A 25,299-nucleotide genomic window follows, 5' to 3' on the forward strand; every position below is an offset into this window, starting at 1 on the left:
CACAGGGAGTGTGAATATCGAAACACCATCACAGAATAATGCCAGATAGAAATGCGATAGTAGGGTTGGATATTTAAATAAGGAGCATCCCGACTTAAAATGAATATGACTGCGTAACCAGGCGCAATAAAAAAAGCGAAAGAATCGCTTTTATTCTGGTTGTTTTTTCGAAGAGTGACCGTTTTCTGAGATGACAAGAAATAAGGAAGTCCTATGATCGCTAGCGGAATAGTTCAAAAACTGAATGCGCAAATGAATCAGGAGTTTTATACCTCAAATTTGTATCTTCAGCTCAGCCAGAGGTGCAGCGAGAATAGCCTTAATGGCACCGCACTATTTTTGCGTCATCAGGCGCAAAATACGGTGACGCAAATGATGCGCATGTACGAATACATCAAACAGAGCGGCGCCACGCCGGTGTTACAGGAGCAACACGCCCGGTGCGGTGAATTTTCCACGCTGGAAGATCTGTTTGAGCAGACGGTAAGCGATTACCAGAAGCGCATTAATGCGCTGACCTCTTTGACGGAAGACGCCCAGGCAGCAAACGATAAGTCAGCGATTAACTTCCTGAAGCGATACAGAAAAGAGGAAATCGTGGACGGGACGCTGTTGCAAATCATTCTGGATGAAGTCCGCAGCGCTAAAAAAGCGGGCATCAACATGCAGCAAACCGACCACTATCTGGTTGGCGTGATCGATCGCTATCACTAAATCAATTTCGCAGTACGAGGAGGTTTTACGCCTCCTCAGAAAATCTGTTTTACATCAGAAACAGAGGTTTATGCCAGTGAACATTTGATACCCAACACGTCATAGTGATTTTTTAACTTAGCGTTTTTATATCGTGCCAAAAATGTCTCTGCTTGTGTCTTTATATTAAGGAAGGTGCGAATAAGCAGGTCATTTCTTCCCAAGCTGACTCGCTGATTAAAATTTCGCGGATCTGGGCCGATTTTTTTCCCGCAAACACATCGAATCAGCCTATTTAGGCTATTTTTTCCACCATTTCTGGCGTTATTTCCGGTTTTTACTGAGATCTCTCCCACTGACGTATCATTTGGTCCACCCGAAACAGGTTGGCCAGGGTGAATAACATCGCCAGTTGGTTATCGTTTTTCAGCAGCCCCTTGTATCTGGCTTTCACGAAGCCGAACTGCCGCTTGATGATGCGAAACGGGTGCTCCACCCTGGCACGGATGCTGGCTTTCATGTATTCGATGTTGATGGCCGTTTTGTTCTTGCGCGGATGCTGCTTCAAGGTTTTTACCCTGCCGGGACGCTCGGCGATCAGCCAGTCCACATCCACCTCGGCCAGCTCCTCGCGCTGTGGCGCTCCTTGGTAGCCGGCATCGGCTGAGACAAATTGCTCCTCTCCATGAAGCAGATTACCCAGCTGATTGAGGTCATGCTCGTTGGCCGCGGTGGTGACCAGGCTGTGGGTCAGGCCACTCTTGGCATCGACACCAATGTGGGCCTTCATGCCAAAGTGCCACTGATTGCCTTTCTTGGTCTGATGCATCTCCGGATCGCGTTGCTGCTCATTGTTCTTGGTAGAGCTGGGTGCCTCAATGATGGTGGCATCCACCAAAGTGCCTTGGGTCATCATGACGCCTGCTTCGGCCAGCCAGCGATTGATGGTCTTGAACAATTGACGGGCCAGTTGATGCTGCTCGAGCAGGTGGCGGAAATTCATGATGGTGGTGCGATCCGGCAGGGCGCTATCCAGGGATAATCGGGCAAACAGGCGCATGGAGGCGATTTCGTACAGGGCATCTTCCATGGCACCGTCGCTCAGGTTGTACCAATGCTGCATGCAGTGAATACGCAGCATGGTCTCCAGCGGATAGGGCCGTCGGCCATTGCCCGCCTTGGGATAAAACGGCTCGATGACAGCGGTCATATTCTGCCATGGCAGAATCTGCTCCATGCGGGAGAGGAAAATCTCTTTTCGGGTCTGACGGCGCTTAGTGCTGAATTCACTATCGGCGAAGGTGAGTTGATGGCTCATGATGTCCCTCTGGGATGCGCTCCGGATGAATATGATGATCTCATATCAGGAACTTGTTCGCACCTTCCCTAACTTTGCAACAGTGCCTGTAATATCTGGCGTATTTATACTGCCGCAGCCTTGGACAGTTCGTGGTTTACGTAACCGGTATTGTTCCCACGTTTCGAGCTTTCCAGAACGACCTTCAACCCTCACCATCGGCCCTGCCAATGACAAGTTTGCCCACAAGGCAGTCTCGGAGATTCTTTTCGACCCATCAGCAACTTATGCCTAAGTCACCGGCGGCTTGCCTGCCACACATTGAACATTACAGACCAATTAGCACTTTGTCACCGGGGAAAGATGTAAAGATTATGTATAAATAGATTGGCTTAGAAGTGACATTTCAACTTTGGAGAAACAGGTGACATTTTAAACTTGCTTTAACAAAATTTTGGGACTGACCGAAACAAAAAGGCCAGCCCCGGAGGGCTGGCTATTCAGTACAGGGCAATGACAGGTTTCTTGATGCCGCAGGCGTGAGCGTAGCGGGTCAGTGTGTCGATGCTGGCTTTGGTGATGTTGTTTTCCAGGCGAGAAATAACCGGAGGTGTAACCCCCATGCGTTCAGCAACCTGCGCTTTTGTCAGGTTGTCATGCTTGCGCCATTCAGCAAGCAGCTCCCTGAGCTTTTCCTTACGTTCTTCTTCCTGCCATGCAGCGCGATATTCATCGTCCTGCATCCACTCGTTATGCAGTTCTTTATGGCTTACCAGTTTCATTAAGTACCTCCGCTAACCGCTTTTTGGCGAGATCGATTTCTTTCGCTGGCGTTTTCTGTGACTTCTTGATGAAAACACGGAGCATGATGATGGTATTGCCTTTGTGGTATACCCAGATTCCCCTGGCTATGTCCGTCCCCATCGTGCGGATCTCAAAAAGTCCATCGCCCAGGGGCTTCGTGTCCGGCTCCCGCAGTAATCGGGCGTCATACTCCAGTTTGCCGATGAGACGGTCAAACTTCACCCTGATTTTTACGGGTAATGCTGTGGCTTCTTCCCTGGCTTCCGGGTGATAAACAACGCTAAACATGTGACCTCCCATTTCTATTAATATTAACCTATAGGCTAATTTCAGACAAGGTAGAATTAACCTATAAGCTAATTTTGTTGGCAGTTATCGTGGCTACCCGGTCACTACCCTGTTAGGGGTCAGTTTGGAGATCGGAAATTTTTGTACGTTAAGCGCATTATTTAACCAATCTTGGTTCGTAAGGGGTTGATTTTGCGTCAGTGGCTATCGCTTTTAAGTTGTCGCTCTTGCAGTATCGCATTTAGGTTATCCGATTAAGGTCAAACCTCTGAAAATGCCGTATAGCGCGGGAGTACACCCTTATGCGATAAGCATTTTTGTTAAAAATACCGCACCGAATAATTTATGAGGGAAAATATATGTCAAGGAGGCAGATTCTTTCTCTGTCGGAAAGAGAATCATTACTGGCATTACCGGACGATGAGTTAACGCTGACACGAATGGCGTATTTTAGTGAGCATGATCTGGCGCTTATCAGTGCTCACCGTAAACCCGCCAGCCGTTTTGGTTTTGCCGTCCTTCTTTGCTATCTGAAAAATGTCGGCTTTGCACCGGATAAAAAAATCCCACCCTCTGATGCGCTGCTGAAGCATATAGCCGGCAGGCTAAAACTTACCGGTGATCTCTGGCCTGCTTACCTTTCCGGCAGGGAAACCACGCGACGCGAACATTTAACCGAACTGTACCGCTATCTTGGTGTAAAATCGTTCACCGGCAAAATACAGCAGGACTGTATTACACACCTGCTGCCGATGGCGACGCGCACCGATAAAGGTATTCTTCTGGCCGAAGAACTGCTGGTCTGGCTCCGGAAGAACAACGTGATAATCCCCGCTATTGATGTCGTGGAGCGTACCTGTGCGGAGGCCATGGCTGGCGGCGATAAAATCGTATTTCAGACTCTGAATGCCCCGTTAACTCCGACTCACAAGGCTGCCCTGGATCGTTTACTTGAGTCCTCAGATAATCAGTCTTCCAGGCTAACATGGCTTCTGCAACCGCCGGGTAAAATCAATGGTAAGAACGTGCTGCAACACCTTGATCGGCTCAGTAGCATTGAATTGCTGGCATTACCTGAAGGTATAGATCGTACCATTCACCAGAACCGGTTGCTGAAACTGGCGCGGGAAGGCCGAAAGATGAGCAGCCGGGATTTGACCCGATTTTCAGCAGCCCGGCGTCATGCGATCCTGGTGTGCGTGCTGGAAGAAGCCAGAGCCACACTGACAGATGAAGTGATTGAGCTGCATGAACGCATGCTGAACAGCCTGTTCAGCAAAGCCAAAAGAACACAGGCTGAGCGCCTTCAGCAGACCGGAAAGCTGATCCAGTCAAAACTGAAGCAGTACATCGATGTCGGCCAGGCACTGTCAGATGCTCGTGATTCCGGTGGCGATCCATGGCTCGCAATAGAAAACATACTCCCGTGGCCTGAATTTGTCGCCAGTCTGGAAGAAACGCGCCATCTCGCCAGAAAAAATAATTTTGATCCGCTGCATATTATTACTGAGAAATACAGCACATTACGGAAATATGCCCCGCGCATGTTGTCCGCTTTACAGTTAGTCGCCACCCCGGCAGCGCAACCTCTGGCTGATGCGCTGGTTGTGATCAAGGATATGTACCGGAAGCAGTCACGTAAAGTTCCGGTGACAGCGCCGCTTGAGTTTGTCCCTGAAAGCTGGCGCAAGGTGGTGATTACACCTGCGGGTATTGACCGGCAGTACTATGAATTTTGTGCGCTCAGCGAGCTTAAGGGGGCATTGCGCTCCGGGGACATCTGGGTTAAAGGCTCACGCCGCTACAAAAACTTTGATGATTACCTCATTCCCGAAAAGGACTTTGACAAACTCACACCGGCGCTGCCCCTGCCCGTATCAGCTGATTATCATGAGTACATTACCAGCCGTATGACCCTGCTTCAGTCCAGACTTGAAGAGGTCAATGCCATGGCTGCCCTTGGTGAGCTGCCCGATGTGGAAATATCTGACAGGGGAGTAAAAGTCTCTCCGCTGGATAACTGCGTCCCGGTGCAGGTTTCACCGCTGGCAGAGCTGGTTTACAGCATGCTACCGCGCCCTAAAATCACGGAAATTCTCGATGAGGTAAACAGCTGGACGACGTTTACCCGACAATTTTCGCATATAAAAAATGACATTACCCGTCCCGATACCCGCCTGCTCCTCACCACCATCCTTGCGGATGGCATCAATCTTGGTCTGACCAAAATGGCGGAAGCCTGCCCCGGAAGCACCAAATCATCACTGGAAGATATCCAGGCATGGTACATCCGCGACGAAACCTATTCAGCCGCCCTCGCAGAGCTGGTAAACGCGCAGGGGAAAAGACCACTGGCGGCATTCTGGGGAGACGGGACAACGTCATCATCAAACGGACAAAATTTCAGAACAGGCAGCTCTGGCCGCTACGCAGGGCAGATTAACCCGAAATACGGGCAGGAGCCTGGACGTCAGTTTTACACCCATATTTCGGATCAATACAGCCCGTTTTACACCTGCATAATCAGTCAGGTCAGGGATTCAACGCATGTGCTCGATGGCCTGCTGTACCACGAAAGTGACCTGGAAATCAGGGAACATTACACCGATACAGCAGGTTTCACCGATCATGTCTTTGCCCTGATGCATCTGCTGGGATTTGCGTTCTGTCCGCGAATCAGGGATCTCCACGACAAGAAGCTGTTTATCAAAGGGAAAGCGGACCAATATCCGGCGCTTCAGTCACTGATATCAACAACCAGCCTGAATCTGAAAGAGATCGAAATTCACTGGCGTGAAGTGCTGCGTCTGGCGACATCAATAAAGCAGGGAACCGTGACGGCATCCCTGATGCTGAAAAAGCTTGCCAGCTACCCCAAGCAAAACGGACTTGCCAAAGCATTGAGGGAAATTGGGCGTATTGAACGAACGCTGTTTATGCTCGACTGGTTCCGCGATCCTGCACTGCGTCGGCGGGTACAGGCGGGGCTGAATAAAGGTGAGGCCCGTAACGCGCTGGCGCGAGCGGTCTTTATGCATCGGCTGGGAGAGATCAGGGACCGAAAACCGGAAAATCAGAGCTATCGCGCCAGCGGGCTGACGCTGCTGACGGCTGCGATCTCGCTGTGGAATACCGTGTATATGGAAAGAGCGATCGATGCCCTGAAACGTAAGGGGCTGAAGATCAACAAGCAACTGCTGTCGCATCTGTCGCCATTAGGCTGGGAGCATATCAATCTGACAGGCGATTACATCTGGAAAAGCAACCGGATACCGGCTTCTGGTAAGTTTCGTCGGCTGAGACCAGCTAAAGTCGAAAGGTCAAAAAATAGCCTTAACGAATGGAAGGGACTTCCCCTGGATATGCGCCTGATTAACTCTTGTGCAATCATGGGGTAAACATAGCCCCGGAGGGATTCGTTATGACCATCACGACTGTCGGTATCGATCTTGCTAAAAATGTGTTCGCTGTTCACTGCGTTGACCAACACGGTAAAACTGTTCTGGTTAAACCCAAAGTATCGCGTGCTGCCCTTCCTGAGCTGATTGCCAGTTTACCTCCCTGTGTTATCGGGATGGAGGCATGCTCCGGGGCTCACTACTGGGCAAGGTTGTTTCGGCAATATGGTCATGAACCACGGCTGATGGCTGCTAAATTTGTATCTCCTTACCGCATGGCCGGTAAATCAGGCAAAAATGATGCAGCTGATGCTCAGGCTATCTGTGAAGCAGTTCGTCGCCCGCATATGCGGTTTGTACCAGTGAAGGATGAGAGCCAGCAGGCGATGCAATGCCTACACCGTATCAGACAGGGTTTTATCGAAGAGAAAACAGCAACATATAACCGATTGAGAGGTTTGATATCGGAATTCGGTGTCATCGCCCCACAAAGTACAGATGCCCTGCGTCACATGGTTTCTGAGCAGAAGAGTTCTTTGCCACTTCAGGTTCAACAATGTGTTAATGACCTGCTGGAACACATTGATCGTATTGAAGATAATATTACTGAATATGACCGGATTTTGTCCCGCATGGCAAAAACAGATCACCGCAGCCAGCGATTGATGGAACTGAAAGGGATTGGTCCCACAACGGCCTGTGCGCTGGTCGCCAGTATCGGTAATGCACACGATTTTAAAAATGGGCGACAACTGGCAGCCTGGCTGGGACTAACGCCATCGCAGTACAGCAGTGGTGGGAAATCAAAGCTTGGCAGGATAACTAAAGCTGGCGATTCGTATCTGCGAACGCTACTGGTTCAGGGGGCTCGTTCGGTTCTGATTGGTGCCGAGAAAAGGACTGATTTATTCAGTCGTTGGGTCTGTTCACTGGTCGATCGCAGAGGATACTGGCGTGCCGTTGTAGCCATCGCCGCCAAAAACGCAAGGCTGTGCTGGGCATCATTGCATTACGGTGATGATTTCAGGCTGTACTCAGCCAGCTAAAGCACGAAACAAAATAACCATCTGACCTGCAATTCGTTGATGATAAAGGGTTAGACCCCGTGAGGCCTATCTGGCTATTGTACAGGATATACGTATCCGCTTAACGAACAAGAACCTCACGCGCGTCTTTCATCAGGGTCCGAATCGATGACGATTCATCATGGCCGTTTATAGTACCGCAGTCTCTCCCCTTTATTTTTACTGAAGAGCAGACAGAAACCATAAACACCGGCGTTGACACGCCGGGGAAGCCCTTATAGTACAATAATTTTCGATATCCAAACTGACCCCATATTCAGAAAATTGTGGATACCACTGCCGAGGTGCTCGGTAGACGCTACAGCGTTAACGTATTCTCAAACTGAGCGCCGGAGAAGGAGGTGTCCAGGTGACCTCCTTCTACCTTTTTTTAAATCAAAGACCGTCAAATTTAATTCCCCTGTCAGACGTCATCGGCACACTTAAAATAAAACCCGTCCTTTTCCCGGTTGCCATTTTCACTTTTCAGATATTCGTCAAAATATTTCACCACGGGTTATTTGGGCCAGAGGCCGTATTGATATAATGAGCTCACATTTCTGAAAGGAGTTTTAGATGAATAAGTCTCTGGTCAGCTTTGCGGAATTATCCGGCGATGCTATTAATCTTGCGCGACAGTCGGTTATCGAGATGGAAATGACCGCTGCCCGGGAAAAGATTGGAAAGGCTCGTTCGTTATTCCGCTCAGGTATTCATCGTGCTGTTAATGGCTATCCGCTGATTCAGTCGGCGGCTAACCAGATGAGCGTCATTAAACGACTCCAGAGCGACACAGAATATCTCGATGCCTGTATTACTGAGAATCTTTGTATGTTCTCGACAGAGGGTTATCTGTACCTGTTTATGCAACGCCGCTTCATTAATGAACCCGTGTCTGAAGGCCGGGAACTGAACAATATTTCCATTTAAAGGTGACATTATGAAACCATTTGGACTTGCCGGAAAACCGCAGCCTGAGCCCTGTGGCTGCTGCTGGTACTACCCGGAGGATTGCCGTTATGCTGCTGCGAAACCGCTTTACCGCCGCAGCCAGCGTAAGGCTGAGCGTCAGCGTCAGCGTGCGACTATTACCCGCACACTGGCCGAATCACGATAGCCGTAAGGACTGCTCATGCCTGGGCTGACAGTACCCTGTTACCTGGCGGCATTATCCGCTGTGAGTGATTATGATTAAATACGTCACCACGTCGACTTCCCCGATATCACCGGAGCAAAGATGAAACTCAGTCAGTTGGAGGCGGGGATGACCGTTTGGTCACTCTTCCGAACCAAAATGGGCAATACCACCATTAAGACAGTAACTCTTCATTCTGTCGTTATTCAGGAGGTTTACGATAACCACGTTATCGCCAGCTGGAACCGCAATGCGCCGCGTCGGTTCGGGGAAACGGCGATAAGTAGCTGGAAAAAAGATAAGCCGCTACTCATCCGCGACCGTTCCGGAAGTGCCCGTTTGGCGACGCGGGAAGAAAAATCCCGAATATTGGAATCAAAATAGCGCCCGTCCATCTTATCGGTTTGGCCCGTTCCGTTCTCAGCGTATTCCGGTGATGGCAGTTTCCCCCCCCCACTTAACTGTAGGGAAACAAAACAGCTCATTGCATCCCACCTTCCTGCTGTCATTTCCCTCTTTAATCCCGTTTTTTTCGAGCCCTTAACCCGCAAACTAGCTCCCGTTCACCGGGTATGATCAGCGTGTCTGTGACCATTAATTTTCAGAGTGAGGAGAGGGTACATGAACCAAACTGAATCGGACCCGTCCGGATATACCGCAACAACGGTCGATGAAGAACGCATGGCCATCAGGGAACTGATCGGCGAAGTGGTCGGCCGCTACCGTAGACAGGTACCGCCTGATCGCGTCCAGAAAGCTACTTTTGAGGTGAATGGCGGGCTGCTCATGGGGCTTTTGCTTGCTCTGCTGATGCTGGTATGTATTATCCAGCGTGTGGCAACTGGCGACCGACTGATGAGCTTTACCGGAGAGCCTGACGTCCGGGATATTCAGTTTACCCTGATGCTGGTCATGGAGCTCGCACTTGGCATTGTTGTCTGGTTCCTGATTGCGACGGGGGACTATTCGCGTCCCTGGCTCTATCGTCTTACTCCGGCAAAACCCGTCTGGCTTTTTGATGAAGTGGAGGACTCCGATTTGGTGCTGCTTTCCAGCAATCCCTTTATCAAACGCTGGCTTCACGAGGAACTAACGAAAATCAGGCGACTGACGTATACCCGCCTCGATGAGAAACTGGAGAAAATCGCCCATTACCCGGATAGCCTAATGCACAGTTGTGTTCGTGCTCACCGTTTGTCACTGATCGCGGGTTCGAAGACTGACTGATTACAGCCGGAAAGAAGCGGGGGACCGGACGGGCTGGCGGCGTTGAGTGTAGAGATTTGCATCCGTCTGTTTCGTCAGCGATTACGTCAGCCGTCCGCTGTTACGGCCTGCGAGGCAGCAAAACCTGAAATACTTACTTATTAAATATTTAGGCGGTCGACCTGTTCGTTTGAAGGGGGCTGGGTGGTATAATGGCTTCGGTGCTGGAGGCTTTTGCCCCAGCCAGCAGAATCACTGTTTGACTGTGGTAAAAAGCAGAAAGCCCCGAGTAATTTTTTCAAATTAACCCGAGGCCCCTGATGCTAGTCACATTAAAGGTTAGCCTCTTACCTGCAAAAATGCAAGGAGAAGAAGCCATGTGTGTTAACACCAAGCTGTAATGTCCCCTTTGAACCATTCTAAAATGTCCCCAGACAATTCTCTGGGGGATTTTTCATGATCAAAGAGACTGTTACGATGAGTCATAAGGAACTCGACCGACTTCACATTATTCAGGAGTCACTTAATCGCCATATTACTCAGGAACAAGCTGCGGCACGCATTGGCATTTCTATTCGGCAGGTTAAACGTCTGGTGCAACGGTATAGAAATGAAGGGCCTTCTGGTCTAGTTTCCCGCCGACGTGGAAAGCGTCCCAATAATTCCTTTTCTACCGAATTCAGAGCAACAGTAATTTCACTCCTCAAAGGCCGCTACGCTGATTTTGGACCTACGCTTGCGTGCGAAAAATTGCGCGAGATACACGGCTTGTGTTTATCCATTGAAACTCTCAGGAAGTGGATGGTAGAGGAGGGCATATGGCGCGAACGTCGTCGTAAGTTTGCCCGAATTTATCAGCGCCGGATGCGGCGCCCATCCTACGGTGAACTCATCCAGATTGATGGCTCGCCTCATGACTGGTTTGAAGGTCGGGGCCCCAAATGCACACTGATAGTCTTTATCGATGATGCTACCAGCGCTCTGATGGCGCTACGATTCGCTCCTGCAGAAACAACCCGGGCTTACATGGAAACCCTCCGGGGTTACCTTAATGATCATGGCGTACCACTGGCTCTCTATTCTGACAGACACAGTATATTCAGAGTAAATAACCCGGAGCGGGAAGGAGAGTTGACTCAGTTCACACGTGCGATAAAGACACTGGGCATCGAGCCAATCCATGCCAACAGCCCGCAGGCAAAAGGGCGGGTAGAGCGTGCCAATCAGACACTGCAGGACAGGCTGGTCAAAGAAATGCGGCTTCAGGGTATCAGTGATATTGAAACAGCAAACGCATGGTTGCCGACCTTTATTGAAGCCTATAACAACCGGTTTGCTACGCCGCCTCGTATTGCTGATAACGCCCATCTTGATGTACACCATTCTGAAGAGGAACTGGGTTATATCTTCAGCCTCCAGGCGAAGCGCGTTCTCTCCAAAAATCTCACTTTCCAGTACAAAAGCAGTGCGTTTCAGATTCGCAGTGAAGGCCGGGGATATCGACTTCGGCATTCGGTTGTCACGGTATGCGAAAGCTTTAACGGTGAAATTAAGGTTCTGTATGATGGGAAAGCGTTGGGATGGGAAAAATATGTTGATGGCCCGGAGCCTATACCACTGGATGATGAAAAAAGTGTCCATGAACGTGTGGATAATGCCCGTTTTGATTTACGCTCAAAATTCTACGTAAAACCTAAAGCTGACCATCCTTGGCTCACGCGCCGCACGCAAAGTAATCAGCAAGTGAAGCCCCCTAAATTACCCAGAAAGAAGGCTGATCCCGATAAAATGGACTGAAACCAGGCGTTATTCAGTTGAGTGCATATCCAGTCATAGGATAGATTCTTACGTAGCGTTTCTGGCGTGCATTTTCGGGTGGTTTGTTACTGTTTTTAACGGGGACACGTCAGAAACGCGCTCAGGCCGTCTGAGCGGTACGCGTAATGCGGCGTTATGGTAAATAGCCTATGCTAATGTCCGCTAAGAGCGACATGCAGCCCATGCAACGGGGCCAGCGTCATCCCGGATTCCATCAATGTTTGAATGGTATCAGTACTCGACGTCCTAGCTACCAGTTCTGCTCACTATGAGCCTGTCATGTAATCCAAAACGTAACATCATAGCAACCATGGTGGGTTAGATGGTTTACTGTATCGGCTGAAAGTCTATGGTAAATTTGGAGTAAAACCTGCCATACAGATTTGGTAAAACAAAAATAGATACTCAGGAACCTATAGAATGCTAAACAGGCAAGTCAGGCAAATCTATCCTCAACAGGATAAAGGTACCCAAACAGTGGTATTTAGTGATTATTCTGACTTTCCAAACATTGTTCTGCTTGGTGATCCCGGTGCTGGAAAAACGCACCTCTTCAAACAGTTTGCGGCATCTCAAGAGGCAAAATATCTGACAGTACGTCACTTCTTAAGTGGCGTACCTATTGATAATCAGAAAACGTTATTCATCGATGCATTAGATGAGAAGAGGAGTGCCAGTAACAGTAGTGACGTTGTAGATGACATCGTCCGTAGGCTTTTTTCCCCAAACGCCACAAAATGTCAGAATTTCTTGTCGCTCTCAGGATTGGTTAGGCGAATCAGACTTGTCAGCATTTTTACCCTATTTTGAGCAGACGGGAGGCTATGTTGTTTTACATTTGCAGTCGCTCTCAAAAGAAGAGCAGACTGCGATTCTACAAGCTAATGGTGTAGAACACCCCGAAGCGTTTCTGGCTGAAGCAGAAAAACATGCCGCCAGCGAATTTCTTTACAACCCACAAAATCTGATAATGCTGGCTGAAGCCGTTAAAGAAGGAAACTGGCCCCGTACAAGGTCTGAACTTTTCCACTCTGCGACACAGTTCCTTTTAACTGAACATAGCCAAGAGCATACGCGGCTAACTTCAGGAATTTATACCTGTGAGGAGCTAGAGTATCCTGCTGGATCAATTTGCGCGTTGCGCATATTGAGTGATGTTTCCGGGGTTTCTCTGCTTCCGAACGATATTCGACAAGAATACCCCAGTTACAGAACCATCACGTTCTTCTCACATGAAATAATTAGAGCGGCGTTATCGAGGCGGGTTTTTTCTGCCGGAGATGAGCTTGAGACTGTTGAGTACAGTCACAGGACAATTGCTGAGTACTTAGCGGCAAAATGGTTAGCCGGGATCGTTGACAAAGGGCTACCCATGGGACGTTTGAGAAGTATGCTGGGATTTGAGGGGTATCCGTCTTCAGAATTGAGAGGTTTACACGCATGGCTAGCGGTTTTTTTACCGCAATACGCCCAGGTATTTATTGAAGCCGATCCTTACGGCGTTCTGATCTATGGCGATGCAGCTTCATTACCGATAGCACAAAAACAAAATCTACTGGTGGCGCTATCAAAGCTTTCAGAACGTGATCCCTGGTTTAGAAATCACGGTCTCAATTCATATCTGAATGGCTTCGCGACAGTAGAAATGGAAACTCTGTTGCGACAGATAGTCCGCGATCCTCATTCGTCTTTTTCTCTGCGCATGATCGTTTTGGAATCCTTATCGGTAACTACACCGATAGTCACACTGAGCGATGACTTAATTAATATTGCCAAATCGGAGGATTCCTCGTATGCGGAAAAAGAGGAAGCAATAACGGCATTAATCCATTTTGGAGTGTCTGGCCAGGAATTTTCGGTACGTTTCTTTGCGGAATTAAAAGACAAAAATCATGACAGCATCCGGTTGCGCAACCATATTATTCAGTTGATCTATCAAGATTACTTTGTACCGCAGGATATAGCACAACTGCTGGTTGACACATTAAATATAACCAATGAGCGATTACCGATAGGTGCATTATGGCAGCTGAAAAATATTGTACCGGCAGCTGATCTGCTCGCTATCTTTGAGCATCTCGATCGGTACCACACCGCTCATAGTAAAGACTGGTATTCTTCAGCTAAAAATCATTATGAGATTATGCATTTTCTGGAAGCTGGATTATTGCAGATACTCAGCGAGAAGAATGGTTACAGCGCATCTCAGATATGGTTGTGCCTAAAAACGTTCTATAGCTACTCCCATAATCACTACTATCGCGGTTATGACGATGTACAGAAATCTATCGTTCAGGAGATAAAAAATCGTAGCTGGCAATATGAAGATATTATAGACGCCGCCATTCTTTCATTTACACGCTATGATACTCTTTATTTGTTCTTACATGATTTTGCTGGAAGCACCTTCTATCTTATTCCTGATGAGATTTTGCTGGCACGATTTATCCACTATTTATCCCATGCCGAAGCTAATTCAGATAAAACTGAATGTATTTATCGAATGACATTTGCGGTCCTTTACAGATGTACCAAGCCATCCCAAGAGACGTTTGAATTTCTTTCCGCGTACTGTCATTTAAATGTAAAGTTGACTACTGTGTTTGAGACTTCCATTGTCTGCGAGATTGACGATTGGCGAGTGAAACATAATCTTAGCCAAATAGAGTCTGAGAAAGAACGAAATGCGGCTCGTTATGAAGATAGGCAGAGTTTTGAGTTATGTCGGCAGGAAATTGTATCGGGCCAACATTTGAATTGGCTCAAACATATTTCCTATATTTACTATTCGAAATACAGCGATGTTGATGACAAATTGACGCCAGTGCAGCGCTGTGCAGACATATTAGGTGCCGAAAACGTCACTGATGCGATATCCGGTCTTTTAGCGATTTTAAATCGTTCAGATCTGCCCACAATTGACGAGTTGAATTGTGCTTTGCTGAAGGGGGAGTATTACGGATGGTGGTATGCGGTACTTGCAGGAAGCGATGAATTATTTAAAAAACATCCTGATGTTATACAATGGAACGAAGATCTATTAAACACGCTATTGGCTCTGGATGTGGTATTAGCACTTTTCACCAAAGACAATAATGTTGTAAGTGATTATTCATTACCGTGGAAAAAGGATGTGATACTTAACAAAACAGCATTTTTCATCAAAACCTATTACCACATTATCAATTTCTGCATTAATAATCAGTTGCAAGATATCCGTGCACTTAACTATCTGTTAAATGATACCTGCATTCCAATCGACTATGCCGTTCCTTTAATCATGACACTAGCTAAAGAGCACCCTGATGATGTTGTCCATTTACAAAACCTGGTGGGGTGGTTGTTAGCGAATCCTGAGAGTCATGCAGAGTTGTTGCAGTTATCTGAGTTGATGATAGAGCAACCCTCAAAACTTAAAAAGCCAAGTTATCAAATTTGGCTGGTATGTACTTATTTACTCGCTCCAGACCAGCGTCAGGATCTATTTTTATCTGAATCAAAATCCGCGCCGGAAATGATAGCGCTTATTCGTCAACTATCAGGTAAGGCGAAAAGAGGTCGTGGGAGTAGTGAGCAGCGTTTATCACTAACACAATTGGAAGCGATCATCACTGTCTCTGCTACTCATTTTCCTAATGCAGATCGCGTTGCAAGTAACGACTCTAACTCAGCAAACAATTGGGAGTATGCTGATTTTATCAAAAAATTGATTGATGACGTTTCTTCTTTTTCCTCACATGATGCCGGTGAAATATTTGATCGTTTATTATTACTGCCAGAATGTACAAGTTACCGGGATTATCTCTTGCACGCCCAAAGTAACCAGAAGGTGCGGTATCGGGAATCACAGTTTCAACACACTAACTGGAAGCAAGCGTTGAATACGCTGAAAAATCAGGCCCCAGCTAATGTAATGGATCTCTATGCATTATTGTTAGATCATTTGCAGGATATCGCTAACCGAATTACTTATGAAAATACCGATATTTATAAACAGTTCTGGAATGAGAATGGCAATGGTCAAATTTTAGTGCCTAAGCCTGAAGAGAGCTGTCGGAATTTTTTTCTGGAGCTGCTTAGAGCACGACTCCATCCGTTACAAATAATTTGTGAGCCAGAAGGCCACATGGTTTCGGGTAAAAGGGCTGATATCATCATTTCACTTCCAGGAATAAAGATCCCCATTGAGATAAAACGTGATTATCACCGGGACGTTTGGAGCGCGCTTAACGAGCAACTAGACCAACTTTATACTACCAATCCCGATGCCGCAGGCTACGGTATCTATCTAGTCTTCTGGTTTGGTGCTTCTCGACCAAACGCTATCCCTCGCCCGGCAAAAGATACGCCACCCCCAGTAAACGCCGCGATAATGGAGGACATTCTTAATAAATCTGTGCCAATGGTTAAGCGAGGCCGCCTGTCCGCGATAGTAATTGACGTATCAGGTGAGGCTAATTCGACTGTTGAAACGCAAAAATCATCTAAGTAAGGAAAGTGAATCATGATTACAAAAGAACTTATAGATGAAAGTCTCAATATTCACCGACTGGTTGATTGTGGTGATTTTGATCTGGCATATCAGCAATCCGTTGTATTTCTGGAAAAACTGGAAAAGATAAAGCTCAAAGGTGATAATTATTTTATAGTGCTGGGGAATGTGGCTGGTGGTCTTGTTGATATAGGGCAAATGAGCAAGCATACAAATGCAGCAGAGCTTGGTTTTAAGCTGATGGATAATAATAAGGAAGCATTAGCGCATGTACAAGGAGAGAGCCATTTTTATTATAATTATGGTAATGCCTTGTCTAATAAGATCAGTGTCGATAATCCTCACGACCACACATTTCAGTCAATAGAAGAACTTGTTTCGTTAAAAAACATCTACTGGCGAGCCTTTAGATTCTCGTCACAAGAGAGCGAAGAGTTTCAGGCGGAACTATCCGTTAATCTGGCCAATTCGCTAAGAAGCCAATTTAGGCTGAGTGAGGCACTGAGATATTATGATCTCACTAATCGCAAGGGATTAGATATACCACAGTCTTGGGTCAATCGTTCTGCCGCGCTCATTGAGCTAAACCTTATTTCATCTTCATACTCCATTAAGCAATTGAAGGAGATACGAAAAGGTTATATTAATGCATCTGTTTCCAAAAAAATCCCTCCACAATGGGAATCATTCTATCTTGGACGTATAGCACAAATAAACGATAAAATTGAAAAATGCATATCAGCAGACGGCGAAACTGACGAGCATGATGACATGCTCACGCAACAGGAGTTTGACGCATTAAGTGCATACAGGAAATTCTGCCTAATAAATCACCTGACGCTGTCCGAGCACGGTGTTTATTGCCCCTGTGTGGAGAGTGCCACCGATAATCTTGTCATCTCTTCTTCTGGTGTAACCGGTGATTTTATTATTCCAATGGAGATGGCGTTAAACCGCTTTAAATCGGAGTTTTCACTTGCCCGCCATCTCTATTTTGAATACCTTTACCCTCAGGATACGGATGAAATTAAAGAAGAATGTCATTTTCTAGAGTTACATAATGACGAGATCTTAGGCATTGATATTGAGAAGATCAGAACAGCATTTCGCATCTGCTTTGGTATTCTCGATAAGATTGCGGTATGTATCTGTGAACTTTACAAAGTTTATCCACCTGCCCAGAAGGGTGGGTTACAGAAAAATATCTATTTTCAAAGCTTCTGGCAGTTAGACGTTGATAACAGAAGACAATGGTTTGAAGGTATAAAGTCACCTGGACTTTTAGCATTGTACAGCATTGCTACTGACCTGAATAAAAATAAAGGTGGCGAATTGGCTTTTTATAAAGAGTGGCGCAATGGTCTAGAACATAAATTTTTGGTGGTACACAAAAGTGATAAAGCAGAAGATCTTTACCAGTCTTATAAATTGATTAAAGATATTCTTTTTATCAAAGAGGATGAGTTTATTCACCATTTCGGTCAGTTGATTCAGATTACCCGTTCAGCAATATTTTCATTTGCTTTTATGGTTAGACATGAAGGTAAGAAACAACAAAAAGAGAATATTCCTTCTATTACCAATGAACTGCATATGAAAAAGTATTCGTCAGAACCTAAGTAAAAGGCAGCAAGCGAAGCGCTATGTAAACACCCCTGCAAAACTACCCATCCACTATTAGATAGTCTTTGGCACCCCAGCTTCCGCTTCTGGCACAAAGCGGACAGTGATCACCGTTCTTACGACTACTTTCTGACTTACTTCGTGACTTGCCCTAAGCATGTTGTAGTGCGATACTTGTAATGACATTTGTAATTACAAGGGGTGTAAGACATGGGTAGCATTAACCTACGTATTGACGATGAACTTAAAGCGCGTTCTTACGCCGCGCTTGAAAAAATGGGCGTAACTCCTTCTGAAGCGCTTCGTCTCATGCTCGAGTATATCGCTGACAATGAACGCTTGCCGTTCAAACAGACACTCCTGAGTGATGAAGATGCTGAACTTGTGGAGATAGTGAAAGAACGACTTCGTAATCCTAAGCCAGTACGTGTGACGCTGGATGAACTCTGATGGCGTATTTTCTGGATTTTGACGAGCGGGCACTAAAGGAATGGCGAAAGCTGGGCTCGACGGTACGTGAACAGTTGAAAAAGAAGCTGGTTGAAGTACTTGAGTCACCCCGGATTGAAGCAAACAAGCTCCGTGGTATGCCTGATTGTTACAAGATTAAGCTCCGGTCTTCAGGCTATCGCCTTGTATACCAGGTTATAGACGAGAAAGTTGTCGTTTTCGTGATTTCTGTTGGGAAAAGAGAACGCTCGGAAGTATATAGCGAGGCGGTCAAACGCATTCTCTGAACCAAAGCATGACATCTCTGTTTCGCACCGATGGTGACACTTCTGCTTTGCGTTGACAGGAGAAGAAGCCATGAAACTGCCGAACCAACCCGTTGTTTTGTGCGTATTGATAGTATGTCTTACGCTGTTGATATTCACCTGGCTTACGCGCAATTCGCTCTGCGAACTGCGGCTGAAAGACGGTACGCGGGAAGTGTCGGCTGTGATGGACTACGAATCCGGTAAGTAGCTGAAAGAGGGGGGGTAACCCCCCTCGATTCAGATGTGGCCAGCAAGCCAATAGCACCTTTAGAAAAGGGTTTCTCCGGTCGGGGAAACCCTTTTTTCCTTCCGTTCGGTGGCAGACCGCCACTCAATTACCCAAGGCATTCAACAGTCTCAGTGGAATACCGTCGGATTAAAATTCTCCCCAGAACGGCTGCGGCTCGCACTGGGTACCTCCTCCTGCGTCCTGTTTAATTCTCAACGCCTCAATTTTTCGAGGACCCGCCGCAATTTCCGAACCTGGCTGGTCGTGGAGAGAGTACTGGTTTGTGGATGACATGCACTGGTCTTCTCATTGGGCTGTAGCTCATAGGACATAGCCAGTGCGGTCAGTGCTTCTTCAGCATCCAGCAGAGCTTTAATGGCCGTCTGGCGCATCTCTGCACGGCGTTCAATTATGGTCATGTTTGTCCTTGCTGCATCCGGTAAAATGACGCCGGGTATTCAGTCTTTCACGTTTTTCAGAATGGCCTGGCGGCAGGCATTCCAGATCGTCTGGGCATTCGCATCGCAGTCCACGAACCCGCCGCATTCCTGATAGATGACCTGGTAGACGCTGTCTGGGATCTTCTCCGGTACAACCGGGGAAAAGATGCTGACGGATGCCTTTCCTTCGGCGGCGTCACAGACGGCGTCCAGATGATTCGCCATCCATTCGGTTAAATTCAGATCCTCCTGAATTGCCTGCGCCTTATAGCGTTCTTTTCTTGTTACAGTGGCACGCATCTGAATTTGTACGCTCGCAGGCTCTTCGCCCTTCATCGCATTCTGAAGTGCAGATTTGGGCTGTTTCATCTTCGTTTTCATTTTCAATCGCACTATTTGGAAAGCGGCTTGTCTTCAGTGGGCTGAACCGGGGCTGTCTCCCCCGGCGTAACCAGCACACCAGCTTCACTCAGCACATGTCTCCACTGCTCATCCCGGTAGGCCGTTGCGGCGTCGGCAGAATCAAAGCATTGGTCGCAGGGCGGACAATTTACGGTAACCAGGCTCACTACCGGCTTAACGTAGTACGCTCTTCCCCGTGGATAATCTTTTCCACAAGGGGCATAGAGCTCCTCGTCCCCACCAACACGGCGGAGGTGGAATTCTGGTTGCTGGCTGGCCTGCTCGGACAGCTTCACGGATGCCGTCTGCCAAGCTGCGATAGCCCGGGTCATGTCGCTTTCATGCCTGGCAAGATCTGCATCCCGGCGAGCCAGTAGGTGCGCGATAATATTGGCTTCATCGTAATTGATGACCGCCATTAGTTGACGGGTCGCTTCATCCCAGTCCTGTACTGCGGAGCCATCCAGTGGATTAGCGAGGTGCGCCTGGTATGTCGTACGGTAATTTGCGGCAGCACCTTCCAGCTGGTGCAGTTTTTCATCCGATAGTTGTTCGGTCATTGCACAGTTCCTTTTAGATGCAGGCTCAACGCTTGCATTAAAATTCATGCCGTCTGTTTGGCTGCGGCTTTACGCTGGGCGGCGATATGGGCGGCAATCTGCTTTTTGAGGCGCTTATAGTCAGCCCTGAAGCGTGCCACGTCATCGATCTCAATCATGTACCCGCAGCTGTAACCGGCATGCCCAAACGCATCGTCATCTTCGTAGTTTGGACAGTGATCGCTTTCCCAACCCGCTGCATCCAGCAATTCATCAATAGCGACGAGGTGTGCCCTGGGCGCATTCTCAATGATGAAGTAGAGCGAGCGACCCCAGAAGTGGCTGCGGGTACCTTCGATTACAGCAGTGTCGTTCGTGGTCTGGCGGGAAAGTTTCATTGGATACTCCTTTGCCCGGAGCCGCCGGGGCGGGGGTGTGATGTTCACACCTTGTGTTTGCAGTATGCGGTCCTTTTCAGGCAACCGGGAAAGTAACTTTTCGCTGCTGCTGGTGGACTGTCGCCTATTGCTCGCCAGCCTTTTTCTTTAGATAGTTTACGTCTGACTCATCACATACCTGATCCATATGACGCTGAATCCATGCCGAGATAGTCAGGCCATTACGCTTCGCCTCACGGACATAGCGTGATTTTTTCTCCGGGGTCATACGCATCTGGACCAGTGCCGTTGCTTTGTCGGCCTCATCTTTTTTCGCGTTATCGTTGCCCTTCATATGGATCGCGTTAACGTGCTTTTCATTGTTATCGGTCATAGTGTTCTCGGTCAAACAGAGCCGCGTAGTGCGGCTCCCAGGGGGAGAGTGCAGCCGTGTCATGTCGCTGTTGAAACCGTCGGGTCAGGGGCCAGTTTCTCGCGAAGCAGTTCGGCGGCATGCATCTGGTCTTCGGCCCAGAATGGAGCGAGTCCCATAAATTCGCACCAGTACGCCAGACCGGATTTTCCGTCGTCCCGGTAAGTCCAGACCGCCTGGCCGTGACCCACGCCGGAGTCGACGGTTACATACAGCCCGGGCATGCATTCACAGGGCTCCTCGCAGTCGCAGGTGCCACTCTGGACCACGTGTACTCGTCTCAGCTTCACTGCGGTACGCAGGCGCAGGAGGTCCTCCAGCGCATCAGCGTCGAATTTCGCCGTGCTGACAAGGGTGTTTGCACTGGTTTTACGCAGCGCCTGAATACGGGTGCGAAGCGCATCGTTGCTGATAGTAGACTTAATCATCATTATTCCCCCATCTCACCCAGCTGCTTGCGGATTGAAACGCTTTCCGCACGGAGTTCATCTTGTTTTGCCAGCAGGAAACGTTTTACAAGCGCCATCGCGTCCAGAAATTCAGTGGGCTCACATTCAACCCGTTCGCACACGCTCTGAACGGCTTCCGTCACCAGCGGCATTACGTCCAGCGCTGTCTGCATTTCCGAAATCACAGAGGAGTTGCCCGCGTAACGGGTTGCCAGTGACAGAGTCTCTTTGCTCATGGCTCGCTCCTTATGCCGAGACCGGACGGACAAACAAGTCATGTGCCCCTTCTCCCTGCGGTGGTCGCTGGGTTCAATATAGGATTGAAATTCCCCGCTTATCGACCAGATGTGGCATGCGAACAGGGTAGAATACTATTCCGGATTCACGAATTATCAGCGCCAGCCGGTGACCCGCTGACGTACCCGCTGCAACCTGTGCCGAAGGTGTCGACATGATTAAAAAGGAATGTATGAAAGAACGTACACAATCCCCGGGTGAGTCGTTTGCTCACGCTGAGTTTATGGAGAAAGTCTTTACCAACTTACGGATGTTTTGTGACGCCGAATACCGACGGTTAGCCACAGGTGAGAAAGAAACCCAACAGTCGCAACCGGAAAAGACCATACATTCGCATTATCTCGTGTAAGACCCATGCCGCCGTATCCTTTCCCGATGGCCGGGCAGATTTAGCCTGGCCCGATTTTAATTCCCTCATTCTACCTGCCCCGCGTTGAGATGTTCGACAGTGATCCCGGTTATTCCTTTATAGCGATAGATAGATTGCCATTCCATATTTTGGAAAAGTAACTTTAGATGCCGTGTGACGCCGCAGTTCCCCTCTTACTCATCTTCCCTTCAGCGCATGTCACACCTTTCATGCTGACGGATCTGCATTATTGTGGGTTCTTGCAGACGGAAAAGTAACTTTTCGATAAATTCCGGCTTTTTGGTACCCGATTTCACACTAAAGTTAAATTTGGCCTCCTTAGCGAAAAATTAAAACGGACGGATCACGTACTATTACCCCGGGAAAAAAAGTTACTTTTTTTTTCGCCTCAGGTTATTAGGAAATGAATCGAACCTGGTATTGTTGTGTTGTAGCGAACAACCACCCTAAACGAAAATTTAAAAGGAAGGCCACAATGTCCACTATCGAAAATGATGTAAAAACCGCTAACAACGATATCAGCCTGCGCACTTACCTGGAGCGTTCCGGTAACGGCGCACGCAAAAGCAATGGTCTGGTCATCAACCCGGCAGTGGTCGAAGAGGAAGAAGGTTTTAACACCCGTACCGCTGGCATGGGAGAAAGCTACTACTCCTTACCCCACGTGGTAGCCCACCTGAACAGTCTTAAAGAGTCCTATAAGTCTGAGCCTTTAAGCGTACCAGCTATCGTCGTGCAGGTTCTGAATGGTCGTCCTGTTCTGCGTCAGGGGGCATGTCGTATCCGCGCCGCCGCTATGGCAAACATCGAGCTGGCAGAGGAAGGGCGTGAACTGATTTCGTTAATTCGCTGCGAGGAGTTTCGCGGTAGCCGCGCCAGTGCCGAACAGTTTACGCTGGACGGTAACTCTAATCTGGCTCTGTCTGTCGTGGCTGAGGCGCTCTCCATCAAACGGATGGTCGAAGATGCTGAAGAACCTAAAACGTTCGCAGAACTGGCCAAGCGTCGCGGTAAAACAGAACAGCACCTGCGTCAGATGGTTCGCGTCCTGGACCTGCCTGAAGCCCTCCAGGTTATGCTGGTGACAGGGGAAGTGAGCATGTATGTCGCGCTGGATGAATATCTCTACAGCGGCGATAAGGCCGTGAATAATATCACCAAAGCCATCGACGTCTATGGCAAGGCGACGGCCAAAACCCTTAAATTCGTCAAAGCTGGCAACATTGATGCAGCCATGCAGCCGAAAGCGCCGGTCGTGCAGGAAACGAACGCAAACACCCCTGAAACCACCGTGACGGAACAAACATCCGTCGAAGGTACTACGGATGAGACCACCCCGCCGCAGCTGGTGGACGGGAATGTTGGGACCAACCCGGAGCCAACTCCGGAAAACACCCCGGAGCCGAAGGCGAAAGATCCGATCAAAACGCCAGAGCCTAAAACTGTATCGGTCTCCAGCGTACTCAACAAAAAGACCGTGACGACGATTGCGGACACGGCAATCCCGCTTTTTTCGCGTATTGCGGAAGAAGCAGAACAACGTGCCGCTAAGAACCTCAGCGACGATACGTACACCTTAGTGCTGACCAATGATGAGATGAATGCCATCTGTGAAGCCCACGGCAATCTCACGCAGTACCTGCGTAAGCATGCCGAAAAGCAGCAACAGGGCCAGGCATGATTTTCTGACCGACCCTCCACCCGGTAGGGTCGGTTACCACCACAGGTCAAGGAGAAACAGGGTAATGAAGAATATCGCGATCAACGTCAGCACGAAGGCACCATTGCAGACAGTTAAGGACCCTGTGACCCGGGTCAGCATTCAGTGTACGGCGAAGGATGAGAAGGGCGAAGACGTGGAAGTGAATATTCTCGATCTGGAGCAGCACCACACCACCAACGAAATTAAAGTGACTTTTGGCGGCTCCCCCTCCCAGGCGCTGACCATGCTCAGCCGGGTGATGGACGTGCTGCAACAGCAGGCGGACGCAGAGCTGCAACTGAATTCTTACGCTCGTTTGCAGTAAACGTAAAAGGTGAATGATCCGTTTTAATAAGTACCTGCAAACCCCATGGATACCGATTTGACGAATGGCACACCCATTTATAAATCTTAACCGCCACTGAACAGGCAATAAACAGAGTTATTGTGAACTTACATCCGAGGGAAAATAGGTGGCTACCAGCTTTTAGGATGGTGATATTCAAATAACTGCAAAATTACGAATTAGCAAGCGTATTGTAGGGAATACATAATGGTAGAATAAGATATGGTTTTAATAATTTACAACGCTTAAATCCACATTCGTCCATATTTAATATTTATGGGAATTTAAAAATATATTCAGTGTAGGTTATTAGCTAGCAGGTCGAATTTTATATAATACCAAAAAACAGGAGGTATTATGAAAACCAGTCTGGCTTACGCATCTAATTGTTCCGACTCTCTCTATTCCTTTATTTACAAGGCACTGCAACAACGCTCAGGTGCCGAAAATGAAAGTCTCTATCAGCAGGCTATTTCAGCGTGCCGTACTCCGAAGCAAAAAAAGAAAATGGCCGGTTACTACGCCGGTCCGTGGCAGATGCTGTTTAACGCCTGGTGTTACAACCGCCTACCCAACATTGCCGTACTGCCCGTGTTGGCACAGCAGTGCTTATCCTTTTTGCAGTGCGAAGAACTGATCGCCGACTGGCACTAATCACATTATGTCCTGCTGGTGGATGCTGGCAGGTCTGGAGTACCTTTAAATGTACAGATATGACAGGAACCGGCAGTCGTTCAACCTGGTCAATGCGCTTCAGCCGGTCTATCGCAACAACGGTGGCGGTTTGTTTGAGTTCGACCGCAGGAAGCAACATGAAACGGCTGATCTCATCTTCGAGGCACTGACGTTTTCCCAGGCGCCCGAACTGGAGCTGGCGAAATTTGTCCGTCTTAAATCTGTGCGCCGAATTGCACAGTTTGACGACGGTGAAGTGCGCTATGGCGTTCACGTTGAACTGGCCGACGCTGTTGATAATAATTCCTTCAGAATTTTCAAAGATGATAATACAGGTGGATTTGATTTTTATTTATTTTCTACTTCAAATAATGAAGCAGAGCTTGTCCGCTTTAATCTGGATGTCTGTGGTATTCATTTACAGGACATTTTTGAACGGTCAACCGGCTTGTGTCTGTCGTACT

Annotated in this window: 28 protein-coding genes and 1 pseudogene; 18 read left to right on the forward strand and 11 right to left on the reverse strand. The window is 48.1% G+C overall.

All coding sequences use genetic code 11. The features are described 5' to 3' along the window. Positions 1–213 precede the first annotated feature (213 nt). On the forward strand, positions 214–714 hold the full coding sequence (locus HX778_RS24410; RefSeq protein ID WP_001752509.1) for a non-heme ferritin-like protein: 501 nt from the start codon (positions 214–216) through the stop codon (positions 712–714). Positions 715–1,030: 316 nt separating this feature from the next. Here the strand turns inward: HX778_RS24410 and HX778_RS24415 are convergent, their stop codons facing one another. The 3 genes from HX778_RS24415 to HX778_RS24425 form a co-directional block, all read right to left on the reverse strand. Next, on the reverse strand, positions 1,031–2,011 hold the full coding sequence (locus tag HX778_RS24415; protein ID WP_016947617.1) for an IS5-like element ISKpn26 family transposase: 981 nt from the start codon (positions 2,009–2,011) through the stop codon (positions 1,031–1,033). 479 nt (positions 2,012–2,490) lie between these two features. Beyond that, on the reverse strand, positions 2,491–2,772 hold the full coding sequence (locus tag HX778_RS24420) for a helix-turn-helix transcriptional regulator (protein WP_000780222.1): 282 nt from the start codon (positions 2,770–2,772) through the stop codon (positions 2,491–2,493). After that, positions 2,753–3,082 (reverse strand): type II toxin-antitoxin system RelE/ParE family toxin, encoded by a 330-nt coding sequence (locus HX778_RS24425; RefSeq protein ID WP_000493286.1) that lies wholly within the window; start codon positions 3,080–3,082, stop codon positions 2,753–2,755. The genes HX778_RS24420 and HX778_RS24425 overlap by 20 nt, the downstream gene beginning before the upstream one ends. Before the next feature lie 359 nt (positions 3,083–3,441). Between HX778_RS24425 and HX778_RS24430 the strand changes: the two genes are divergently transcribed. The 10 genes from HX778_RS24430 (at position 3,442) to HX778_RS24470 (ending at position 17,818) form a co-directional block, all read left to right on the forward strand. Then, positions 3,442–6,480, forward strand: a complete 3,039-nt coding sequence (locus HX778_RS24430; protein WP_176983318.1) for a Tn3 family transposase — start codon at positions 3,442–3,444, stop codon at positions 6,478–6,480. Positions 6,481–6,503: 23 nt separating this feature from the next. Beyond that, positions 6,504–7,526, forward strand: a complete 1,023-nt coding sequence (locus HX778_RS24435) for an IS110 family transposase (RefSeq protein WP_001572362.1) — start codon at positions 6,504–6,506, stop codon at positions 7,524–7,526. A 594-nt stretch (positions 7,527–8,120) separates the two neighbouring features. Continuing rightward, positions 8,121–8,474, forward strand: a complete 354-nt coding sequence (locus tag HX778_RS24440) for a hypothetical protein (RefSeq protein ID WP_022652347.1) — start codon at positions 8,121–8,123, stop codon at positions 8,472–8,474. Between the two features lie 10 nt (positions 8,475–8,484). Beyond that, complete coding sequence (locus HX778_RS24445; protein WP_162859439.1) at positions 8,485–8,661, forward strand: hypothetical protein; 177 nt, start codon at positions 8,485–8,487, stop codon at positions 8,659–8,661. 120 nt (positions 8,662–8,781) lie between these two features. After that, the gene (locus HX778_RS24450; protein WP_022652345.1) at positions 8,782–9,063 is read left to right on the forward strand and encodes a hypothetical protein; all 282 of its coding nucleotides are present in this window, start codon (positions 8,782–8,784) and stop codon (positions 9,061–9,063) included. A 237-nt stretch (positions 9,064–9,300) separates the two neighbouring features. After that, on the forward strand, positions 9,301–9,906 hold the full coding sequence (locus HX778_RS24455; RefSeq protein ID WP_015063019.1) for a hypothetical protein: 606 nt from the start codon (positions 9,301–9,303) through the stop codon (positions 9,904–9,906). A gap of 435 nt (positions 9,907–10,341) precedes the next feature. After that, positions 10,342–11,682: an ISNCY family transposase gene (locus HX778_RS24460; RefSeq protein ID WP_000589001.1), complete on the forward strand. Its 1,341-nt coding sequence runs from the start codon at positions 10,342–10,344 to the stop codon at positions 11,680–11,682. Positions 11,683–12,123: 441 nt separating this feature from the next. After that, complete coding sequence (locus tag HX778_RS25255) at positions 12,124–12,513, forward strand: hypothetical protein (protein ID WP_255483515.1); 390 nt, start codon at positions 12,124–12,126, stop codon at positions 12,511–12,513. Next, positions 12,488–16,195: a hypothetical protein gene (locus tag HX778_RS24465; protein ID WP_255483516.1), complete on the forward strand. Its 3,708-nt coding sequence runs from the start codon at positions 12,488–12,490 to the stop codon at positions 16,193–16,195. Before HX778_RS25255 ends, HX778_RS24465 begins: the two co-directional genes overlap by 26 nt. Positions 16,196–16,207: 12 nt before the next feature. Beyond that, positions 16,208–17,818, forward strand: coding sequence for an LA2681 family HEPN domain-containing protein (locus HX778_RS24470; RefSeq protein ID WP_176983319.1), 1,611 nt, complete (start codon positions 16,208–16,210; stop codon positions 17,816–17,818). An 81-nt stretch (positions 17,819–17,899) separates the two neighbouring features. Here HX778_RS24470 and ydfV read toward each other — a convergent pair. Next, positions 17,900–18,004 (reverse strand): annotated as a pseudogene (gene ydfV, locus HX778_RS25260) (protein YdfV); the annotation flags it as partial. 24 nt (positions 18,005–18,028) lie between these two features. Between ydfV and relB the strand changes: the two are divergent. From relB to HX778_RS24485, 3 genes are all read left to right on the forward strand, one after another. Continuing rightward, on the forward strand, positions 18,029–18,268 hold the full coding sequence (gene relB / locus HX778_RS24475) for a type II toxin-antitoxin system antitoxin RelB (protein WP_000534858.1): 240 nt from the start codon (positions 18,029–18,031) through the stop codon (positions 18,266–18,268). Next, positions 18,268–18,555 (forward strand): type II toxin-antitoxin system mRNA interferase RelE, encoded by a 288-nt coding sequence (gene relE, locus HX778_RS24480; RefSeq protein WP_000323025.1) that lies wholly within the window; start codon positions 18,268–18,270, stop codon positions 18,553–18,555. The genes relB and relE overlap by 1 nt, the downstream gene beginning before the upstream one ends. A gap of 70 nt (positions 18,556–18,625) precedes the next feature. After that, positions 18,626–18,784 carry a type I toxin-antitoxin system Hok family toxin gene (locus HX778_RS24485; RefSeq protein WP_001447600.1) on the forward strand — a complete coding sequence of 53 codons (159 nt, stop codon included), beginning with the start codon at positions 18,626–18,628 and terminating at the stop codon, positions 18,782–18,784. Between the two features lie 233 nt (positions 18,785–19,017). Here HX778_RS24485 and HX778_RS24490 read toward each other — a convergent pair whose 3' ends face one another. From HX778_RS24490 to HX778_RS24520, 7 genes are all read right to left on the reverse strand, one after another. Next, positions 19,018–19,224 carry a hypothetical protein gene (locus HX778_RS24490; RefSeq protein WP_044255297.1) on the reverse strand — a complete coding sequence of 69 codons (207 nt, stop codon included), beginning with the start codon at positions 19,222–19,224 and terminating at the stop codon, positions 19,018–19,020. A gap of 39 nt (positions 19,225–19,263) precedes the next feature. Beyond that, positions 19,264–19,614: a hypothetical protein gene (locus tag HX778_RS24495; RefSeq protein ID WP_032610485.1), complete on the reverse strand. Its 351-nt coding sequence runs from the start codon at positions 19,612–19,614 to the stop codon at positions 19,264–19,266. Between the two features lie 23 nt (positions 19,615–19,637). Beyond that, entirely contained in the window at positions 19,638–20,207 is a 570-nt protein-coding gene (locus HX778_RS24500; RefSeq protein WP_032610483.1) for a hypothetical protein, read from the reverse strand. A gap of 44 nt (positions 20,208–20,251) precedes the next feature. Then, the gene (locus HX778_RS24505; protein WP_032610481.1) at positions 20,252–20,584 is read right to left on the reverse strand and encodes a DUF5417 domain-containing protein; all 333 of its coding nucleotides are present in this window, start codon (positions 20,582–20,584) and stop codon (positions 20,252–20,254) included. A gap of 124 nt (positions 20,585–20,708) precedes the next feature. Beyond that, positions 20,709–20,957, reverse strand: coding sequence for a hypothetical protein (locus HX778_RS24510; protein WP_050596976.1), 249 nt, complete (start codon positions 20,955–20,957; stop codon positions 20,709–20,711). 59 nt (positions 20,958–21,016) lie between these two features. After that, the gene (locus tag HX778_RS24515; protein ID WP_040115203.1) at positions 21,017–21,427 is read right to left on the reverse strand and encodes a hypothetical protein; all 411 of its coding nucleotides are present in this window, start codon (positions 21,425–21,427) and stop codon (positions 21,017–21,019) included. Further along, positions 21,427–21,681 (reverse strand): hypothetical protein, encoded by a 255-nt coding sequence (locus tag HX778_RS24520; protein WP_032610479.1) that lies wholly within the window; start codon positions 21,679–21,681, stop codon positions 21,427–21,429. Before HX778_RS24520 ends, HX778_RS24515 begins: the two co-directional genes overlap by 1 nt. A gap of 906 nt (positions 21,682–22,587) precedes the next feature. Between HX778_RS24520 and HX778_RS24525 the strand changes: the two genes are divergently transcribed. From HX778_RS24525 to HX778_RS24540, 4 genes are all read left to right on the forward strand, one after another. Beyond that, positions 22,588–23,793 (forward strand): DNA-binding protein, encoded by a 1,206-nt coding sequence (locus tag HX778_RS24525; RefSeq protein ID WP_032610476.1) that lies wholly within the window; start codon positions 22,588–22,590, stop codon positions 23,791–23,793. Between the two features lie 64 nt (positions 23,794–23,857). Further along, a complete protein-coding gene (locus tag HX778_RS24530) occupies positions 23,858–24,139 on the forward strand; it encodes a hypothetical protein (RefSeq protein WP_032610475.1) in 282 nt (93 codons plus the stop codon). 378 nt (positions 24,140–24,517) lie between these two features. Further along, the gene (locus HX778_RS24535; protein ID WP_040113314.1) at positions 24,518–24,814 is read left to right on the forward strand and encodes a hypothetical protein; all 297 of its coding nucleotides are present in this window, start codon (positions 24,518–24,520) and stop codon (positions 24,812–24,814) included. Between the two features lie 49 nt (positions 24,815–24,863). Next, the coding region (locus HX778_RS24540; protein WP_015063013.1) for a hypothetical protein at positions 24,864–25,299 on the forward strand (436 nt) is incomplete at its 3' end.

The sequence above is a fragment of the Cedecea sp. P7760 genome, assembly GCF_013386425.1.
Taxonomy (GTDB): Bacteria; Pseudomonadota; Gammaproteobacteria; order Enterobacterales; family Enterobacteriaceae; genus Cedecea; species Cedecea selenatireducens.